The sequence below is a fragment of the Curtobacterium sp. AC273 genome (genome assembly GCF_979253735.1).
Genome location: NZ_CEEDDU010000010.1, coordinates 1 through 18,722, shown reverse-complemented (window position 1 = coordinate 18,722; position 18,722 = coordinate 1). Strand labels below are relative to the sequence as shown.

General features: G+C 71.5%; 10 protein-coding genes and 14 pseudogenes. 3 read left to right on the top strand and 21 right to left on the bottom strand.

All coding sequences use genetic code 11. The annotated features are described in order from the left end of the window. Window positions 1-163: 163 nt before the first annotated feature. From argH to ACZ8AI_RS17820, 20 genes and pseudogenes are all read right to left on the bottom strand, one after another. A pseudogene (argH, locus tag ACZ8AI_RS17915) lies at window positions 164-1,573 on the bottom strand (argininosuccinate lyase); the annotation flags it as partial. Window positions 1,574-1,704: 131 nt separating this feature from the next. Beyond that, window positions 1,705-2,937, bottom strand: a pseudogene (locus tag ACZ8AI_RS17910) (argininosuccinate synthase). Beyond that, a pseudogene (gene argF, locus ACZ8AI_RS17905) lies at window positions 2,934-3,947 on the bottom strand (ornithine carbamoyltransferase). The pseudogenes ACZ8AI_RS17910 and argF overlap by 4 nt, the downstream one beginning before the upstream one ends. Beyond that, a pseudogene (locus ACZ8AI_RS17900) lies at window positions 3,944-5,116 on the bottom strand (acetylornithine transaminase). The pseudogenes argF and ACZ8AI_RS17900 overlap by 4 nt, the downstream one beginning before the upstream one ends. A gap of 223 nt (window positions 5,117-5,339) precedes the next feature. Then, a pseudogene (gene argB, locus ACZ8AI_RS17895) lies at window positions 5,340-6,239 on the bottom strand (acetylglutamate kinase); the annotation flags it as partial. Then, a pseudogene (argJ, locus tag ACZ8AI_RS17890) lies at window positions 6,239-7,431 on the bottom strand (bifunctional glutamate N-acetyltransferase/amino-acid acetyltransferase ArgJ). The pseudogenes argJ and argB, both read right to left, overlap by 1 nt. An 11-nt stretch (window positions 7,432-7,442) precedes the next feature. Continuing rightward, window positions 7,443-8,539, bottom strand: a pseudogene (locus ACZ8AI_RS17885) (N-acetyl-gamma-glutamyl-phosphate reductase). A gap of 126 nt (window positions 8,540-8,665) precedes the next feature. Further along, window positions 8,666-9,109, bottom strand: coding sequence for a hypothetical protein (locus ACZ8AI_RS17880; protein WP_464859291.1), 444 nt, complete (start codon window positions 9,107-9,109; stop codon window positions 8,666-8,668). Window positions 9,110-9,111: 2 nt separating this feature from the next. Further along, complete coding sequence (locus tag ACZ8AI_RS17875; protein WP_464859290.1) at window positions 9,112-9,507, bottom strand: hypothetical protein; 396 nt, start codon at window positions 9,505-9,507, stop codon at window positions 9,112-9,114. Further along, the gene (locus ACZ8AI_RS17870; RefSeq protein ID WP_464859289.1) at window positions 9,504-9,869 is read right to left on the bottom strand and encodes a hypothetical protein; all 366 of its coding nucleotides are present in this window, start codon (window positions 9,867-9,869) and stop codon (window positions 9,504-9,506) included. Before ACZ8AI_RS17870 ends, ACZ8AI_RS17875 begins: the two co-directional genes overlap by 4 nt. 307 nt (window positions 9,870-10,176) lie before the next feature. Beyond that, a pseudogene (locus tag ACZ8AI_RS17865) lies at window positions 10,177-10,941 on the bottom strand (phenylalanine--tRNA ligase subunit beta); the annotation flags it as partial. A gap of 257 nt (window positions 10,942-11,198) precedes the next feature. Then, complete coding sequence (locus ACZ8AI_RS17860) at window positions 11,199-11,696, bottom strand: tRNA ligase subunit PheS family protein (RefSeq protein WP_464859288.1); 498 nt, start codon at window positions 11,694-11,696, stop codon at window positions 11,199-11,201. Between the two features lie 107 nt (window positions 11,697-11,803). Continuing rightward, window positions 11,804-11,959, bottom strand: coding sequence for a hypothetical protein (locus tag ACZ8AI_RS17855; RefSeq protein WP_464859287.1), 156 nt, complete (start codon window positions 11,957-11,959; stop codon window positions 11,804-11,806). A 41-nt stretch (window positions 11,960-12,000) separates the two neighbouring features. After that, complete coding sequence (locus tag ACZ8AI_RS17850; protein WP_464859286.1) at window positions 12,001-12,180, bottom strand: hypothetical protein; 180 nt, start codon at window positions 12,178-12,180, stop codon at window positions 12,001-12,003. A gap of 108 nt (window positions 12,181-12,288) precedes the next feature. Then, a pseudogene (locus ACZ8AI_RS17845) lies at window positions 12,289-13,159 on the bottom strand (TrmH family RNA methyltransferase). A gap of 58 nt (window positions 13,160-13,217) precedes the next feature. Then, window positions 13,218-13,616 (bottom strand): annotated as a pseudogene (rplT, locus tag ACZ8AI_RS17840) (50S ribosomal protein L20). Between the two features lie 75 nt (window positions 13,617-13,691). Continuing rightward, window positions 13,692-13,845, bottom strand: a pseudogene (locus tag ACZ8AI_RS17835) (large ribosomal subunit protein bL35); the annotation flags it as partial. A gap of 287 nt (window positions 13,846-14,132) precedes the next feature. After that, window positions 14,133-14,192 (bottom strand): annotated as a pseudogene (locus tag ACZ8AI_RS17830) (translation initiation factor IF-3); the annotation flags it as partial. A gap of 32 nt (window positions 14,193-14,224) precedes the next feature. After that, entirely contained in the window at window positions 14,225-14,410 is a 186-nt protein-coding gene (locus ACZ8AI_RS17825) for a translation initiation factor IF-3 (protein WP_464859285.1), read from the bottom strand. A gap of 79 nt (window positions 14,411-14,489) precedes the next feature. Further along, window positions 14,490-14,549 (bottom strand): annotated as a pseudogene (locus tag ACZ8AI_RS17820) (hypothetical protein); the annotation flags it as partial. A 367-nt stretch (window positions 14,550-14,916) separates the two neighbouring features. Here ACZ8AI_RS17820 and ACZ8AI_RS17815 point away from each other — a divergent pair. After that, window positions 14,917-15,297: pseudogene (locus ACZ8AI_RS17815) on the top strand (DUF1844 domain-containing protein). Window positions 15,298-15,365: 68 nt separating this feature from the next. Here the strand turns inward: ACZ8AI_RS17815 and ACZ8AI_RS17810 are convergent. After that, on the bottom strand, window positions 15,366-16,574 hold the full coding sequence (locus ACZ8AI_RS17810) for a hypothetical protein (protein ID WP_464859284.1): 1,209 nt from the start codon (window positions 16,572-16,574) through the stop codon (window positions 15,366-15,368). A 511-nt stretch (window positions 16,575-17,085) separates the two neighbouring features. Here ACZ8AI_RS17810 and ACZ8AI_RS17805 point away from each other — a divergent pair. Then, window positions 17,086-18,174 carry a CHAD domain-containing protein gene (locus ACZ8AI_RS17805; protein ID WP_464859283.1) on the top strand — a complete coding sequence of 363 codons (1,089 nt, stop codon included), beginning with the start codon at window positions 17,086-17,088 and terminating at the stop codon, window positions 18,172-18,174. 304 nt (window positions 18,175-18,478) lie between these two features. Beyond that, window positions 18,479-18,722 (top strand): MaoC/PaaZ C-terminal domain-containing protein (locus tag ACZ8AI_RS17800; RefSeq protein ID WP_464859282.1); only part of this gene is annotated, 244 nt, incomplete at its 3' end.

The following is an 18,722-nucleotide window of genomic DNA, read 5'->3' as shown; positions in this document are numbered from 1 at the left end:
CTCGGTGATGCGGAGCGTCACGCCCTTGCCGGCGATCGTCGCACCGAGGAGCGCCGGTGCGGACCACCGGGGCCGGCTCGGAGAGGAGCGCGAGGACGGGGTCGGTCATCGCGTGAAGGGCGCGCCCTCTGCCAGGTCGTGCACGCGACGGGTGAGCGAGGCCGAGCTGCTCGGCGACCCGGTCGGGCGCCGTACCGCCCACGCCGGAACGCGACGCGACGCTTGCCCTCGATCGTCAGGACGGCGCGGACCTCCGGCGTCAGGTGCTCGGACACCGAGCGGTACTCGTCGTCGGTCGGCTGGTCGAGCTCGAGGCCGTGGTCCTCGCAGTACCGGACGAGCGCACCCGAGGATCTCGTGCGCATCCCGGAACGGGACGCCCTGGCGCACCAGCCACTGGGCGACGTCCTCGATCGCGAGGGCGAAGCACCTGCGGGGCGAAGCTCGGCCATCCGGTCGGCGTCGAAGGACAGCGTCGCGACCATGCCGGTGGAGCTGCCGGCAGGAGCACCTCGAGCTGGGCGACGGAGTCGAAGACGGAGCTCCTTGTCCTCCAGGCAGGTCGCGGTTGTACGCCATGGGCAGGCCCTTAGCGTCGCCAGGAGACCGGTCAGGTTGCCGATGAGCCGACCGGACTTGCCGCGTGCGAGGCTCGGCGATGTCCGGGTTCCTCTTCTGCGGCATGATGCTCGACCCGGTGGAGAACGCGTCGTGCAGCCGGACGAAGCCGAACTCCTTGGTGTTCCAGAGGATGATCTCCTCCGCCAGACGCGACACGTCGATGCCGACCTGCGCCAGGACGAACGCGAACTCCGCCACCACGTCGCGGGCCGCCGTGGCGTCGATCGAGTTGTCCGCGGGGCGGGCGAAGCCGAGCTCGCGGGCGATCGCCGCCGGGTCGAGGCCGAGCGAGCTCCACCCGCACCCGCGCCAGCCACGGGCTCACGCTCGCCCGGTCTGCCCAGTCGCGGAGCCGTTCGGAGGTCGCGGACCAGCGGCCAGGCGTGCGCGAGGAGGTGGTGGGCGAGGAGGACCGGCTTGCGCGTGCAGCAGGTGGCGTGCGGCCCGGCATGATCGCGCCCGGGTGCTCGTTCGCCTGCTGGCTCAGCGCGTCCACCAGGTCGATCACGAGCCGACCGGATGCGCCGGCCGTGGTCGAGCATGTGCATGCGGCCGAGGGTCGCGATCTGGTCGTTGCGGCTGCGCCCGGCGCGGAGCTTGCCACCCAGCTCGGGACCGACGTCCGCGATGAGGGAGCCGCTCGAGGGCGCCGTGCACGTCCTCGTCGCCGTCGTCCGGCACGAGGGTGCCGTCGGCGTGCGCGCTCTTCGAGACGGTCCAGCCCGGCCAGCATCCGCTCGAGCTCGTCGTCGGTGAGGTACCCGGCGGTCTGCAGTGCGCGGGCGTGGGCGCGGGACCCGGCGATGTCGTAGGGGGCGAGCTGCCAGTCGAACTGCGTCGACCGGGACAGCGCGGCGAGTTCGGCGCTCGGGCCGTCGGCGAAGCGGCCGCCCCAGAGGGCGCCGGTGTTGGTGGCGTCGGTCTTGGCGGCGGGCTGGTTCGCGTCGGTCATGTCTCTGCTCTGCTCGTTCGTGGGGGTGGCTTGGTGTCCGTGGTGGGGCGTTCTTCGTGGTGGGGCGTTCTTCGTGGTGGGAGCGTTCTTCGTGGTGGGTGTTTCGTCGTGGCGGGCGTTCGTCGATGCGGTCAGTTGGCGCGATCGCGGCGGGCGGTGATGCGGCTCGGCAGCGCCCAGATGTCTGCTGGAACCCCTTCGCCTGCTCGATGGTCGAACCCGTCACCGGCGTCGGAGGTGGCGAGCTCGAAGTCGTAGAGGCTCTGGCTCGACCGGCGCCCCCGTCACCACCGCGCGCCCGCCGTGCAGCTGCAGCACTGACGTCACCCGACACGTGCAGCTGGGTGTGGTCGATGAAGGCGTCGAGGCTGCGCTTGAGCCCCTCGAACCACAGCCCGTCGACCGAGGAATCCCGCCCACTCGGCCTCGACGTGCCGCTTGTACCGGTTCACGTCGCGCTCGAGCGTCAGGCTCTCCAGCTCCTCGTGCGCCGCGATGAGCGCGACCGCGGCCCGGTACCTCGTACACCTCGCGCGACTTGATGCCGACCACGCGGTCCTCCACGACGTCGATGCGCCCGACGCCGTGCTTGCCGGCCAGGGCGTGTCAGCTCCTGCACGATCCGCAGCACGCTGAACCGCTGCCCGTCGATCGCGACCGGGACACCCTGCTCGAACGTGATCGTCACCTCGTCCGGGTCGCGCGGGATCGTCGAGGTCCTGCGTGTACACGTAGAGGTCCTCTGTCGGCGCGCTCCACGGGTCCTCGAGCGGTCCGGTCTCCACCGCACGCCCCCACACGTTCTGGGTCGACCGAGACGTTGCCGGTCGGCCGGGGCGCGCTCCTCGATCGGCAGCCCGTGCTCGTTCGCGTACGCGATCGCCCGGTCGCGCGGGAGTGCGAGGTCCCGCACCGGCGCCAGGCTCGTCAGGTCGGGGGCGATCGAGGCGACGGCGGCCTCGAAGCGGACCTGGTCGTTGCCCTTGCCGGTGCAACCGTGCGCGACGCTGTCCGCGCCGAGCTGCTTCGCCGTCAGGGCCAGGTGCTTCGCGATGAGCGGACGGCTCAGGGCGGAGACCAGCGGGTAGCGCTTCTGGTGGAGGGCGTTCGCCTTCAACGCGGGTGCGACGTGGTCGTCGGCGAACTCGTCCTTCGCGTCGACGACGATCGCCTCGACGGCGCCGCAGTCGAGGGCGCGCTGCCGGATCGCGCCGAGGTCCTCGCCGCCCTGGCCGACGTCGACCACGAGTGCGACGACGTCCTTGCCCGTGACGTCGCGCAGCCGACCGATCCCGACGGAGGGTGTCGAGGCCGCCGGAGTACGCGAGGACGACGCGGTCTTGCCACTTCGGACTCCTGGTCAGACGCCTGCGGTCGCGTTCGCGGCGGTAGCGCCCGAGGCGGTCGCGCCTGCGGCGGTCGCGCCTGCAGGCGGTCGCGCCGCGGCGGTCGCGTTCGCTGCGAGGAGCCAGGCGAGGAGGGCCTTCTGCGCGTGCAGACGGTTCTCCGCCTCGTCCCAGATGATGCTGCGCGGGCCGTCGATGACCTCGGCCGTGACCTCGAAGCCACGGTCGGCGGGCAGGCAGTGCATGAACACCGCGTCGTCGGCGGCGTGTGCCATAAGGGCGTCGTCCACCCGGTAGCCGTTGAAGGTGTCGAGCCGCGCCTGCTTCTCGTCTTCCTTCCCCATCGACACCCAGGGTGTCGGTGACGACGACGTCGGCTCCGGCGACCGCGGCGACCGGGTCCGTGACGACCAGGACCGACCCGCCGGTCTCGGCCGCGCGACGCTCGGCGTCGGAGACGACCTCGGCCGCCGGCGAGAACTCGGCGGGTGCGGCGACCCGGACGTGCATGCCCGCCGTCGCACCGGCGAGCAGGTACGACTGCGCCATGTTGCTCGCCCCGTCGCCGATGAAGGCGACGGTCTGGCCGGCGAGGGTCCCGCGGTGTTCACGGATGGTCAGCAGGTCGGCGAGGAGCTGGCACGGGTGGAAGTCGTCGGAGAGCGCGTTCACCACGGGCACGCTGGTGTTCGCGGCCATCTCCTCGAGACCCGCCTGGCCGTAGGTGCGCCAGACGATCGCGGACACCATGCGCTCGAGGACACGGGCGGTGTCCGTCGGGGTCTCCTTGCCGCCGAGCTGGCTGTTCGCCGTCGAGATGATGAGCGGGCTGCCGCCGAGGTCGGAGATGCCGACGTGGAAGGACACCCGGGTGCGCGTCGACGACTTGTCGAAGATCACCGCGACGCTCTGCGGCCCGGCGAGGGCTTCGCGCCCCAGCGGTCGGCCTTCATCTGGGCCGCGAGGTCGAGGATGGCGGACTGCTCGGCCTGGCTGAGGTCGTCGTCCCGGAGGAAGTGGCGGGTCATGCGGTGGTCTCCTGGGCGGCAGCGACGGCCGCGAGGCTCTGGGCGAGGATCGACACGAACTCGTCGATCTCGGCGTCGGACACGATGAGCGGCGGCGCGATGCGCAGGCTCGACTCGTTCGGGGCGTTGATGATGAGGCCACGCCCGAGCGCGTCTGCGCTGATTGCGGCCGCGACGGGGCCGGCGAGGCCCACGCCGATGAGGGAGGCCCGTGCCACGGACCTCTTCGACGAGCAGGGACCCCAGCGCGGCGATGCCGGCCCGGATGCGTTCGCCCTTGATGACGGCGCCCGCGACGAGGTCGGCACGCTCGATCTCGGCCAGCACGGCGTTCGCCACGCGGGTGCCGAGGGGGTTGCCGCCGAACGTCGAACCGTGCTGACCGGCCGAGAAGAGGTCGGAGGCCCAGCCGAAGGTCACGAGTGCGCCGATCGGGAACCCGCCGGCGATGCCCTTCGCGACCGTGACCGCGTCGGGCTCGAAGCCGTGGCCCTGGAAGGCGAACCAGTTGCCCGTGCGGCCGACGCCGGTCTGGATCTCGTCGAGGACGAGCAGCGCGCCGTGTTCCTCGGTGAGGCGTCGGGCGGTCTGCAGGAAGCCCTCGGGCAGGTCGACGACGCCGGCCTCGCCCTTGATCGGCTCGATGAAGAGCGCGGCGACGGTGTCGTCGATCGACTCCTCGAGCGCCGCGACCGTGGAGTCGATGTGCTCGACACCCGGCACCATCGGCAGGAAGTCCTCTTGCAGGGCGGGCTTGCCGGTGAAGCGCGAAGCGCACCCATCGTGCGGCCGTGGAAGCCCTGCTTCAGCGCGAGGATGCGGGTCTTGCGGCCGTCGGCGCCCTTGTTGAGCCGGGCGAGCTTGAACGCGGCCTCGTTCGCCTCGGCGCCGGAGTTGCCGAAGTACACGCGGCCGGCGTCGCCGGCGCCGGTGATGCGCTTCAGTCGTTCGGCGAGCTCGAGCTGCGGCGGCGTCGCGAAGTAGTTCGACACGTGCACGAGCTTCGCGGCCTGGTCCGAGATCGCCTCGACGAGCGCGGGGTGGGCGTGTCCGAGGGAGTTCACCGCGATGCCGGCGAGGAAGTCGAGGTACTCGTTGCCCTCGACGTCCCACACGCGGCAGCCCTGACCACGCTCGAGCATGATCTTCGGCGGCGTCAGGGATCGCATGAGCGACGCCCCGAACCGGTCGTTCCAGGTCTCGGTCTGCGTCTCGGTGCTCACTGCGCGTGTCCTTCCTCGGTCGTGCTGGGTCGCTCGATCGTGCTGGCTTCGTGGCGGCCGCCGGTGCTCCAGGGCGGCCGGCGCCCAGGGCCGGCGGTGCTCGTCGGCGACGCGAGCGTCGGCCGATCTCGGCGTGGGTCATCTGGTTCTCGGTGCGGCGGCTCGGGTCCGGGATCACCTCGGTGCCCGCGCCCCGCAGGGTGAAGACCTCGAGCAGGATCGAGTGCGGGATCCGGCCGTCGATGATCGTGGCGCCGCCGACCCCGCCGACCACGGCGTCGAGGCACGCGGTCATCTTCGGGATCATGCCCGACTCGAGGGACGGCAGGAGCTCACGGAGTTCCTCGACCGCGATGAGGTCGACGATCGAGTCGCGGTCCGGCCAGTTGCGGTAGAGGCCCGGGACGTCGGTGAGCATCATGAGCTTGGACGCCTTGAGGGCGATCGCGAGCGCACCCGCTGCGGCGTCGGCGTTCACGTTGAGCGCCTGGTCGGGGTGGGCGTCGTCGATGGCGATGCTCGAGACGACCGGGATGCGGCCCGCCTCGATCGCCGCGAGGACTCCCGACGGGTCGACGTGCGTGATGTCCCCGACGTGTCCGAGGTCGAAGTGCTCGCCGTCGACGACGACACCCTTCTTCTCGCCGGTGAAGAGGGACCCGCCGTCGCCGAACACGCCGACGGCCAGACCGTCGCCGTGCTCGTTGACCAGGTCGACGATCTCGCGGTTGACCTCACCCGCGAGGACGTCACGCACCACCGTGATCGCCTCGGTCGTGGTGACCCGGTAGCCGCCGCGGAACTCGGACTCGATGCCCTGCTCCTTGAGCGCGGCGGAGATCTGCGGGCCGCCGCCGTGCACGACGACCGGGTGCAGGCCGGCGTACCGGAGGTAGACCATGTCCTCGGCGAACGCGCGCTTGAGGTCCTCGTTGATCATCGCGTTGCCGCCGAACTTGACGACGACGATCTTGCCGGAGAACCGCTTCAACCACGGCAGGGACTCGATGAGCGTCGCGGCCTTGACCGCCGCGAGCTCGTGCTCTTCTTGCTTCGTCAGGTCGGTCATCAGCTGGAGTACGCGCTGTTCTCGTGCACGTAGTCGTGCGTGAGGTCGTTCGTGAGGATCGTCGCCGCGTGGGGACCGACGCCGAGGTCGATGAGCACGTGCGTGTCGCGCGGCGTCAGGTCGACGCTGTCGCTCGGCTGGTCCGGGGCGCCGGCGTGGCAGACGCGGACCCCGTTCATCGAGACGTCGACGGCGTACGGGTCGAACTCGGCGTCGGTCGTGCCGATGGCTGCGAGCACCCGGCCCCAGTTCGGGTCGTTGCCGAACACCGCGGCCTTGAACAGGTTGTTCCGCGCCACGCTCCGGCCGACGGTCACGGCGTCGTCCTCGGTGGCGGCGTTCACGACCGTGATCGCGATGTCGTGGCTCGCGCCCTCGGCGTCCTGCTGCTAGCTGGCGCGCGAGGTCGGCGCACACCGCGGTCAGGGCCTCCTGGAAGTCGCCGACCTCGGGTGTGGACGCCGCTCGCGCCGGAGGACATCAGCACCACGGTGTCGTTCGTCGACATGCAGCCGTCGGAGTCGACGCGGTCGAAGGTCACCCGGGTCGCGGCACGGAGCGCCTGGTCGAGCTCGTCCGCCGACAGGACGGCGTCGGTGGTGATCACCACGAGCATCGTCGCGAGGCCGGGCGCCAGCATGCCGGCGCCCTTCGCCATGCCGCCGACGGTCCAGCCGTCCTCGGTCACGGCGGACTGCTTCGCCCGGGTGTCGGTGGTCATGATCGCCGCGGCGGCATCGGGGCCGCCGTCGTCGGACAGCGCCTCGGCCGTCAGGGAGACACCCGCGAGCACGCCGTCGCGGAAGCTCTGGTCGCCGACGCCGATGAGCCCGGTCGAGCAGACGACGACGTCGCCGGCACCGATCCCGAGGGCGTCACCCACGGCCTCGGCCGTCATGTGGGTGGTCTGGAAGCCGAACGGGCCCGTGAAGCAGTTCGCGCCGCCGGAGTTGAGGAACACGGCCTTCGCGACGCCGTCCCCGACGACCTGGCGGGACCAGATCACGGGGTGCGCCTGTGCGCGGTTGCTGGTGAACACCGCGGCCACGGCCGCTGACGGGCCGTCGTTCACGACGAGTGCCACGTCGGGGTTGCCGCTCGTCTTCAGTCCGGCGGTCGCACCGGCGGCGCGGAAGCCCGCTGCCGCGGTGACACCCTGGAGGCTCGGGTCGGTCTGGTCGGTACCGGTCACGTCGGTCTCGGTCACGGTGCAACCCCGTCCACGGTGAGGCCGAGGGTCTCCGGGAAGCCCAGGGCGATGTTGGTCGACTGCACGGCGGCACCCGCCGTGCCCTTCTCCAGGTTGTCGAGCGCGGTCACCGCGACGACGCGGCCTGCGGCCTCGTCGACGGCGATGCCGATCAGCGCCGTGTTGGCCCCGATGGTGTCGGCGACCCAGGGGAACTCGCCCTCGGGCAGCAGGTGCACGAACGGCTCGTCGCCGTAGGCCTGCTCCACGCGAGGCGGACGTCGCGGGCGCTGACCCCGGGCGCGAGCTTCGCCGTCGTCGTGGCGAGGATGCCGCGGGACATCGGGACGAGGACCGGCGTGAACGAGATCGTGACGTCGGAGGCACCGGCGACCGCGAGGTTCTGCTGGATCTCCGGGATGTGCCGGTGCTTCCCGCCCACCGCGTACGCGCTGGCGGACCCCATGATCTCGGACGCCAGGTAGGTGGTCTCGAGCTTCTTGCCGGCGCCGCTCGGGCCGACGCTCAGCACGGCGACGATGTCGTCGGCGTGCACGAGGCCGGCCTGGATGCCGGGCTGGATGCCGAGGGTGACCGCCGTGACGTTGCAGCCCGGGACCGCGATCCGCTTCGTGCCGACGAGGGCTTCGCGCTGGCGACCCTGCGTCTGGATGTCGTCGACGTCGCGCCACTCTTCGGCGGAGCCGGGCGTCGGTGCCGCGTGCAGCAGTTCCGGGAGGCCGTAGGTCCACGCGCCGTGGTACTCGCCGCCGTAGAAGGCCTGCCATGCCGCAGGGTCGGTCAGCCGGTGGTCCGCACCGCAGTCGACGACCAGGGCGTCGTCGCCGAGCTCGGCCGTGATCGCACCGGACTGGCCGTGCGGCAGCGCGAGGAAGACGACGTCGTGCCCGCGCAGGTTCTCCGCCGTCGTCTCGACGAGGGTCAGGTGCGACAACGAGCGGAGGTGCGGCTGCGTCGCGATGAGCGGCTGTCCGGCGTTCGAGAACGCCGTCACCGTCCTGACGTCGAACTCGGGATGGGCGGAGAGCACCCGAAGGAGCTCACCGCCCGCGTAGCCGGAAGCTCCCGCCACGGCGACGGATACGGACATGGGATTCCACCTTTGGTCGGACTGGTCGTCGAGAGAGTCGGAGGCGGCGACCCCGGGCGGTGCTGATCCCGTGGATCAGTCGCGCAGGGTCGCCCCGAATCCTCGCCGGCACGTCGGACGGCGCCGTCACGGGCCTCGGTGGCCTCGGCAGCGGTCAGGGTGCGGTCCGTGGCGCGGAAGCGCAGCGCGAACGTCAGGGGACTTCTGTCCCTCGTCCACGCCGGTGCCCCGGTAGTCATCCACGAGCCGAGCATACCTCACAGGAGGTCTCCGGCGCCAGTCTCGACCGCATCCAGTACCTTCGCCCGCCGGACGTCGGAACCGACGACCAGCGAGAGGTCCTGCGTCGCCGCCGGGTAGGACACGATCGGCGCCACCGACACTGAGAGTTCGGGTGCGGCACTGACCAGGGCGTCGAGGTCGAGCTCGACGACGGCGACCAGCGCGCGGCAGCACCGCGGCGTCGGTCAGTTCGGGCAGCAGTTCACCCGCGACGCCGACGACGGTGTCGCCCACGAGGAGCGACGCAGCACGGCCCGGGTGGAGCGACGGGTGGCTGGTCTGGGCCACGGTCAGCTCCACACCGACGGCCCGCGACGGCCCGCGCGACCTCGAGGGCGTCCGCGATGCCGTACGGCTCGGGCAGCACGCCGGGCTGCTTGACGACGCGGTTGCCGGTGAGCAGCGCGGACACGTGGAACGGCTGCGGGGGCAGGGACGAAGGCGTCGAGCGCGGCGAGGGTCTCGCGGTCCGGCAGCGCCGCACCGACGGGCACCGAGTCGGTGCCGAGGGTCACGTCCGCGACCGGCAGGAACACCCGCGAGGGTCTCGTACAGGGCGACGTCGACCAGGCCGCGCGACACGTTCCGACGAGCGGCGTCGACGAGGGCCGGCAGACCGCTCGCCGCAGCAGGCTCTGCTCGCTGTCCGAGCGCGTTCGCGAGCACGACGCTCGGTCCGCCGTCACCGTCGATGCCCGGGTAGGCGTCCTGCGGCGGAGCGCGAGACGAACGGGGCGGTCACGACCTCGACCAGACCGTCGGCGGCGAGGGCCGCGGCGACCAGCGCGGCGTGCGAGCTGGTGCCGGTCAGACCGCGGCCGGGCGGCGCGACCGGCAGGACGCTCGGGATGCGGTCGTACCCGACGATGCGGGCGACCTCTTCCACCAGGGTCGTGTCGTCGGTGAGGTCGGGGCGCCAGGTCGGCGGGGTGACGACGAGCAGCTCGCCGTCGGACTCGACCGCGGCACCGATCGCCCGGAGGGTGTCGATGACCTCGCCCTCGGTGTACTCGACGCCGACCACCTCGGCCGGACGGGTCAGGCGCATCGACCACGGTCGGGCGGGGAGCGGTGTCGACCAGCGTCGAGCCGAGCGCATCGGGAGTGCCACCCGCGAGGCTCGACGAGCAGGTCGACGGCACGGTTGGCCGCGGCCTCGGCGACGAGCGGGTCGACCCCGCGCTCGAAGCGGCGGGACGCCTCGCTCGGCAGCTTGTGACAGCGAGGCCGTGCGTGCGATCGACACCTGGTCGAAGCCGGCGGCCTCGATGAGGACGTCGGTCGTGGTGTCCGAAGATCTCGGTCCGGGCGCCGCCCATCACGCCGGCGAGGCCGACGGGGCCGTCGTCGTCGGTGATGACGAGGTCCTCGGGGTCGAGCGCCCGCTGGACGTCGTCGAGGGTCGTCAGCGTCTCCCCGCAGTGGCCTCGCCGGAGCACCGAGTCCGCGCCCTGCACCTTCGCGGAGGTCGTACCCAGTGCAGCGGCTGCCCGAGCTCGAACATCACGTAGTTCGTGATGTCGACGGGCAGCGAGATCGAGCGGACACCCGCCAGTGCCAGGCGAGACACCATCCAAGCCGGTGTCTTCACCGTGGGGTCGATGCCGCGAACCACGCGATGACGACAGGTTGACCTCGCCGACCCGTCCACGGATCGGGGCCCGGTCGTCGACCGTGACGCGGAAACCCTCGCCTCGTCCGGGGGCGTGACCCGGTCGACCGGGTCGTGGAAGGTGGCGCCGGTGGCGGTGCGAGTACTCCCGCGCGACGCCGCGCATGCTCATCACGTAGCCGCGGTCCGGGGTGACGTTGATCTCCACCGCGGCGTCGTCGAGGCCGAGCAGTTCGATGGCGTCCTTACCCACCGCCGGGTCCATGCCGAGGTCGGCGAAGCGCAGGATGCCGTCGTGCTCGTCGCCGAGGCCCAGGTTCCTTGATGCCGAGGCGATCATGCCGTCCGACACGTGGCCGTAGGTCTTGCGCGCGGCGATCGGGAACGGCCCGGGCAGGACGGCGCCGGGGAGCGTCACGACGACGAGGTCCCCCACGTCGAAGTTGTACGCACCGCAGACGATGCCGCGGGGCTCGGCCTCGCCGACGTCGACCTGGCACCAGTTGATGGTCTTGCCGTTCTTCTGCGGCTCCGGCTCGCGCTAGCATCACGCGGCCGACGACGATCGGTCCGGTGAGGTCGTAGGTGTGGACGTCCTCTTCTTCGAAGCCGACCGACACGAGCGCCGCGTGGACGTGCTCGAGGGTGACGTCGTCGGGGAGGTCGACGGACTCACCGAGCCAACGGAGTGGGACGGCATCCAGACCACCGTTCCGAACTGCTGCGAGAAGCGGATGTCGCCCTCGAGGAAGTCACGCATGTCGTTCAGGCCGTTGCGGAACTGCAGCGTCCGCTCATGCCCATGCCGAACGCGAAGCCCTGGTACTCGTCCGGGTCGATGCCGGCGGAGCGCAGGACGTTGGGGTTGACCATGCCGCAGCCACCCCACTCGATCCACCGAGCGCCGCCCTTGGCGTTCGGCTGCCAGACGTCCATCTCGGCGCTGGGCTCGGTGAACGGGAAGTAGTTCGGGCGGAGACGGATCTGCGCCTCGGCGCCGAACATCTGCCGCGCGAGGCGCTCGAGTCCGATGCCACGCAGGTGCGCCATGGTCAGGCCCTTGTCGATCGCGATGCCCTCGACCTGGGTGAAGACCGGCAGGTGGGTCGCGTCGAGCTCGTCCGCGGGTACACGCGGGCCGGGGGCGATGACGTAGAGCGGCAGGTCACGCGACAGCAGGGAGCGCACCTGCACGGGCGCGAGGTGTGCGTGCGCATGACCAGGTGCCGGTCGACGGGTTCGACGAAGATCAGTGTCCGCCATCGCCCGTGCGGGAGTGGTCGGGGTCGAAGTTCCAGGGCGTCGAAGTTGAACCACTCGTGCTCAGCTCGGCCCCCTCTGCCACTTCCCACCCCATGCCGACGAAGATGTCAGCGACGGTCTCGTTGAGGAGCGAGAGCGGGGTGGCGTGCGCCGGGTGTGCGGCGGGACGGCAGCGCGGTGACGTCGACGCGCTCGGCGTCGAGCCGCGCGCGTTCCTCGGCCTCGGCGAGCACGGACTCCTGCTCGGCGATCGCCGCGTTCACCCGGCCGCGGGCCTGTCCGACGAGCTTGCCGGCGGCGGCCTTCAGCTCGGTGAAACGCTGCGCATCGACGCGTTCATCCGTGCCAACGGCGACTGCTCACCGGTGTGCTCGGCTCGGGCCTGCTTCAGCTCGGCGACGGTCGTCGTGGCGCGGACCGCCGCGAGGGCCTGGTCCACCGCGTCGGCGACGGCCGATTCGCTGATCTCGAGAGGTTCTGACACGAGGCCCAAGCCTACCGGCCCGTGGGATACCGCCGACCTGCCCGCACGGACGGTGGAGGGAACCGGACACCGGCCTCCTTGTGGAGGACTACGCCGTCTTATGGATGACTACGCCGTCCGGTGCGCGAAGGCCGATTCGTACCAGGCAGACGGACGCGGCGGTCGCGAGGTTCATCGACTCGGCCTTGCCGTAGATCGGCACCTTCACGGCGCGGTCGACCAGTGCGAGGTCCTCCGCCGTCAGGCCGCGGGCCTCGTTGCCGAACACCCACGCGGGTCGGGCCGTCGAGCATCCCCGGCACCTGGGTCATCGGCACGGACGTCCGGCAGGTCGTCGCCGGAGACGTCGGCTTTCTGCGAGGATCGTGTAGCCGAGGCCCGCGCCCGGGACACCGCGTCGGCCAGGGTCACGCCGACCGACACCAGGACGTGGAAGAGCGACCCCGTGGTCGACCGCACGACCTTCGGGTTGTACGGGTCGACGCTCCGTCCGGTGAGGACCACCGCGTCGGCACCGGCTGCGTCCGCGGCGCGGATGATCGTGCCGGCGTTGCCGGGTCAGGCCGCACCTCTTCGAGGATCGCGACGATCCCCGGCAGGCCGCCACGCGCCTCCTGGCTGTCGGCCGTGTCCGGGAAGACGTCCTTCACCGACGTCGGGAACTGCTGGCACACCCGACCACACCCTGCGGGGTGACGGTGTCGGCCATCGCGTCGAGCACCTGCTCGGTGACGAACCAGGTGTCCACCAGGGCGTCGTCGAGCGCGTAACGCGCGGCGCGGCGGTTCGGCTTCACGTAGAGCTCGCGGAGGAGCTCCGGTCGGTACTCGATCGCCTCGCGCACCGCCTGCGGTCCCTCGAGCAGGAAGAGGCCCGTCTCGGCACGGACGTCCTTCTTGGACAGGGCGGCAACGGCCTTGACGCGGCCGGCACGGGGGTTCTCGAGGAGATCGCCTTCACCCGACCAGTCTCGCAGCATGCACACGAGCCCCCCGTTCCGCGGACGGAACGAGGGCTTCGGGAACAGCAGGACGGGACTACGCGGCCTTCGGGGCCGAGGTGTCGGCCGGGAGGGCGTTCTTCGCGGTCTCGACGAGAGGCCGTGAAGGTCTCCGGAGTTGTTCACCGCGAGGTTTCGGCGAGGATGCGACGGTCGACCTCGGACGCCGGCCAGGCTCAGTTGCAGCAGACCCTGGATGAGGCGGTTGTAGGTCAGGCCGTTCGCACGCGAGGCAGCGTTGATGCGCTGGATCAAGAGGCGACGGAACTCCGCCCTTCTTCGCGTGACGGTCGCGGTACGCGTAGACGAGGGAGTGGGTGACCTGCTCCTTGGCCTTGCGGTACAGGCGCGAACGCTGGCCGCGGTAGCCCTCGGCGCGCTCGAGGATGACGCGGCGCTTCTTGGCGGCGTTGACCGCTCTCTTTACTCGTGCCATTGATCTGGTTCCTTGCCGTTCTGCGGGGCTCAGTGGCCGAGGAGCTTTCTTGCACGTTCTTCGCGTCACGAAGCCGGCGAGGACCTGGTCCTCGTTGAGGCGAACTTGCGCTTGGCAGACTTGCACCTCGAGGTTATGACGCATACCGGCCTGCTGCTTCATGATCTTGCCGCTGCCACATGACCTTGAAGCGCTTCTTCGACCCGGAGTGGGTCTTCTGCTTGGGCATCGTGGTGCCTTTCCGTGGGGTGGATGGGGGCCGCGTCGTTGCGGTTGGGAGAACTGCGGTTCAGGTCGGGATGACCTATTCGGCGGGAGCTTCGGCCTGCTCGGACTCGGCGGGCTCGTCGGCGCCGTCCTTGCCCTTCGCAGGCGTACTCCGTCGCACGACGCTCGGCCTTCTGGAGCAGCGCGCTTCCGCGTTCTGCTCGCCCTTGACGTCGGACTTGTTCTTGAGCGGGCGATGATCATCGTCATGTTGCGGCCGTCCTGGGTCGGACGCGACTCGACGACACCGAACTCGGCGATCTCTTCCGCGAACTTCTGGAGGAGACGGACACCCTGCTCCGGACGCGACTGCTCGCGGCCACGGAAGAGGATCATCGCCTTCACCTTGTCGCCACCGAGGAGGAAGTCTCCTCGGCGCGCTTGCGCTTCGTCTCGTAGTCGTGCACGTCGATCTTCAGGCGGAAACGGACTTCCTTGAGGTCCGTATTCACCTGGTGGCGACGCGCTTCCTTGGCCTTCTGAGCGGCCTCGTACTTGAACTTTCCGTAGTCCATGATCTTGGCCACGGGCGGCTTCCGAGTTCGGCGCGACCTCGACCAGATCCAGCTCGGCTTCCTGCGCGAGGCGCAGTGCGACGGCGATGGGGACAACGCCGACCTGCTCCTGCCCTGGGGTCCCGACAAGACGGACCTCGTGGACGCGGATTCGGTCATAGCAGTACGGGGATCAGGAATGCTGGAGCTCCTTCAAATCAGGTGGTGGCCGTCCGGGAGCGTTCTTGCCCTGGACGACGGCACGAGAGAGGGCGATCTGACGCACGGATCGTGACCCGTTCGGCAGCCGCCCGACGCCACCCCAGCGGGGTGACCGACCGGCGCGGACGCCGGTGGAGCGGTGTGGACCCGGGTAGCCTGGTGGTGCGCGGCCGCGGGTGGGAGAGACCCTCTTTCGTGACGCTGGCGGTGTGTTCGGCCTCGTTCGCACGAGTTCGGGCACGCAGACAGCATCTGCCGCCCACACAGCCTCAGCAGAGGAGCACCGTGACCGACACTCCAGCACCGTTCGACGCAGTGTGAACGCCGCCGACGACGCCGCGCGCGACATCTCCGGAGGTGCCCGCGGTCGAGCTCATCAACACCATCCCGTGCACCTGCTCAGCGCCGCCGCCGTCAAGGTCGGCCTGGCGGACGACCCGCAGGAGCAGACCGACCTCGACGAGGCCCGGAAGCCTCATCACGGCCCTCGCGGGCCTGGTCACCGCGGCCGCGACCGAGATCGGCGACCACCACGCCCGTCCGCTGCGCGACGGACTCCGGTCGGTGCAGCTCGCCTTCCGCGAGGCCTCCGCGATCCAGGACCGCCCCGGGCGCCGGACCCGGGCGAGAAGTACACCCGGCCCGGTCAACTGAGCGAGGTGACCCGATGGACGGACGGGAGGCGCGGTGCCAGCTAAACTGCGCCTCCCGTCCGTCGGGGTGGGGTCGCGGTCCTGCAGGCGCGCTGCGGGTGGCGAGAGACGCGTCACCGCTGCGAGCGGGATGCCGACCCAGTCGGGTCGGTTGCGGGTCTCGTAGACGACCTCGTAGACGGCCTTGTCCAGTTCGAACGCGTCGAGCAGTTCGCGGTGCGTGACGAGTTCGGCACCCGTGCCGCGCTCGTACCCGTCGAGGAACGCCGACCGTGCGGCCGACGCCCACGCTCCCGCGTCGACCGGTTCGGCGTCCTGCGCGAGTGCGCCGGCCACGTAGTCGAAGGACCGGAGCATGCCGCCGGCGACGTCACGGAGGGTGACGTCGGGCAGGGACCGTTCGGTGAGCGGGGCGGGAGCGGTTCGCCCTCGAAGTCGAGGAAGACCCAGCCGCGCGGATCCGGCTCGGCGAGGACCTGTCCGAGGTGCAGGTCGCCGTGGATGCGTCGCAGGTCCGGGCCACGCCACGGCAGCGGCCCGGGCGGCCAGACCGCGCGGACGGCGTCGACGTGCTCGGCGATCGCCGGGGCCTCGGCTGCCGCAGCGTCGAAGGCGCGCGTGCATCGTGGCGACCGCCGCGTTCCGCCGGGTGTCGTCGGCCGCCTCGGTCGGCAGCGCGCGGGCGAGGGTGCCGTGGACCTCGGCGAGCGCCTCGCCGAGCCGGTCCGCCCCCGTCGTGAAGCGACGTGCCCTGCCTGGCGTCCCGGAGCGCCACGCGCCAGGCGTCCTCGTAGCCGGGGAGGAACTCCTGCGCGAAGGCGAGGTGCCCCGTGGCCGTGCCGTCGGGTCGGCCGGGGTCGGGCCAGGAGCCCCCGAGCGCACCGGCCACCCGCGGGACCCGGGTGCTCCCGGCTGCGGACAGGGCGAGCTGCGTGGTCACGTCGGGGTTGTCGCCGTGGTAGCGGGACGCGGAACACCTTCACGATCACCTGGTCGCCGGAGTCGGTGTCGCAGATGACCGAGGTGTTCGACTGCTCGCCGCTGAGGACCCGCGAGAGGACGTCACCGTGCCGATCGGGCCGAGGCTGTCGGGGTCGGCGTCGATCCAGGGCTGCCAGCGAGGCGACCCAGGCGGGGTCCGAGGTGGCGTCGCGGAGCGAGCCGTCGGCGTTGCTCGTGACGGGTGCCTGGTAGAGGACGGGGCCGGTCGGTGCGTCGTCGAGGACCAGACGGGTGCCGTCGGACCGGGCGACGGTGCGGAGCCGCGGGCTGGCCCCCTTCGCCGTGTACCAGCGCTGGTGGGCGATCCAGCCCTCGAGCACGGTGTCGGTGGGGTCGCTCTCCGGCTCGGGCGTGGTGTCGTGCCGGGGGTCGGTGGGGCGCTCGGGGCCTCGTCGCTCATGCAGCGAACGGTACGCGTCGGGGCCTGGAGCGGTGTCGGGTCCTCGGGGCGGGTCCTCGGATCGGGTCCTCGGATCGGGTCCTCGGATCGGGTCCTCGGATCGGGTCCTCGTGTCGGGCCCCTCGTGTCGGGTCCTCCACAGGGCGCTGCCTGCGACCGGCACCGTCCACAGAACGCGCCGAGCGTCGGGACGGGACAGGTGGAGCGGACGACACTCGTCCCCATGCCGACCCCCCGCACCGTGACCCAGAGGCCCGCACCGACCCCCGCTGCACCTGGCGGATCCCCGACGACCGTCGCCTCCCCGCCCTCGAGCCTTCGCCGACGACGTCCGCCGCCCCGAGCCGGTCGTCCTGCGCGAGACGCTGTGGGACACCGAGGACCGCGTCCTCGCCACCGAGGGGGTCGAACTCGCTGCGGTCCGACGCGGGGTGGTCCGTCGACCGCGAGGCACGGGCCCGTGGCGGTCGGACCCGACCTCGACGGCGACGGGGACGGCGAGCAACCCCCTCGGGACCCGGTCGAGGTGTTCGTGCGCGGGCGGGCGCTCCGGGTGGTGCGGGTGCGGGACACGGCGACGACACTGGTCGAGCTCTGCGGGCGCGACGGACGAATCCGTGCCGAGGTCGCCGACGTGCGCGTGGACGAGGGCGACCCGGAGAGCGACACTGCTGCGGTCGGCACGGTGGTGGGCGCTGAGCGACGACGGGAGCACGGGGCGGTCGCGCGGGCGGCGGAACGCGCGTTGGCCGACGCCGCCGAACCAGCAGCACCCGGCGGCGGACGGGCCGGCGGCCACGACGAAACCGGCGCCGCGCGAACGGCACCACTCCGGCGCGGCGGGACCTCGAAGCGTCCTCGCGGCGCGGCACCGCGGCGGGCGGCTCTGGCGCGAGGTGCTGCGCGCGTTGCGGGTCGACCTCGTCGCGGTCGATCCCCATGTCCGCGCCGACGAGCGAGAGTCGGTCCAACGACCTCCGGAAGGTGCTGCGCCGCCTCCGGAGTGTGCTTGCCGCGTACCGGGGCGCCCTCGACCGCGGTGTGGACGGAGGTGCTGCGGGCGGAGCTGGCCGGTGTCGCCCGGGTGGCGGGGGTGGCAACGGGACGCCGAGGTCCTGCGCGACCGGCTGCTGCGGACGGCCGCACGCGCACCGGACGGGGTACGTCGACGCCGGCACGTGCTCGACCGGATCGGCGCGCACGTGGACCGGGCTCGAGCAGCCGCCGCCGCGGACTTCCGTCGGACCATGCGTTCCCCCGCGTGGGCCGCGACGCTCGACCACCTCGACGACCTGATCGAACGGGCGCCACGGGACCGCATCACGCCGACGACGACGCCCGGCCTTCGCCGTGCACCGGATCCGGAAGGAACGGCACCGGGTCGGCGCCACGCTCGACGGCCGGGTCGAGGGACCTCGACGACCTGCACGAGGTCCGGAAGGCGGCACGGCGATAGCGCTACGCCCTACAGGCCGCGGGCGAGGGGCCGGACCTCGGGAAGCGCCGGCTCGGGTTCCTGAAGCGGCTGCAGGAGTCCCTCCGGTGAAGTGCTCGACGCCGCGCACGCGACCGCGGCCTACCGGGAGCTGGCGGTGGCTGCGGCGGAGCGGGGCGAGGACACGTTCGGCCACGGCGTGCTGACGACGACCGAACACGCGGCCGTCGAACAGGCACGGTCCCGGGCGCGGCAGAAACCCTCGCGAAGGTGTGAACGGCCGCGAAGCGGTGCCGGTCTGCGAGGATACGACGTGCCGCACTACCTCGAGGACCTCGCCGCCGGACAGAGCCTTCACGACCCCGGGTCGCACGATCACCGAGGCGGACGTGGTGTCGTTCGCCTCGTGGACGAACGACAACAACCAGGTCCACACGGACGTCGAGTTCGCCTCGCGGACGCGCTACGGCCAGCGGATCGTGCACGGACTGCTCGGTACGTCGCTGTGCCTCGGCCTCATCGCACGCACCGGGGTGTTCGAGGGCTCCCGCGAGTCGCACTCCTCGGCATCGACCAGTGGCGGTTCACGGCCCCGGTCTTCATCCCGGCCGACACCGTCACGTGCGACGTCTG

Excerpts from the sequence above, each read along its gene's own strand:
- ACZ8AI_RS17870 (WP_464859289.1), bottom strand. The coding sequence starts at position 9,869 with ATGCGCCTGACCCGTCCGGCCGAGGTGGTCGGCGTCGAGTACACCGAG.
- ACZ8AI_RS17860 (WP_464859288.1), bottom strand. The coding sequence starts at position 11,696 with ATGGCGGACACTGATCTTCGTCGAACCCGTCGACCGGCACCTGGTCAT.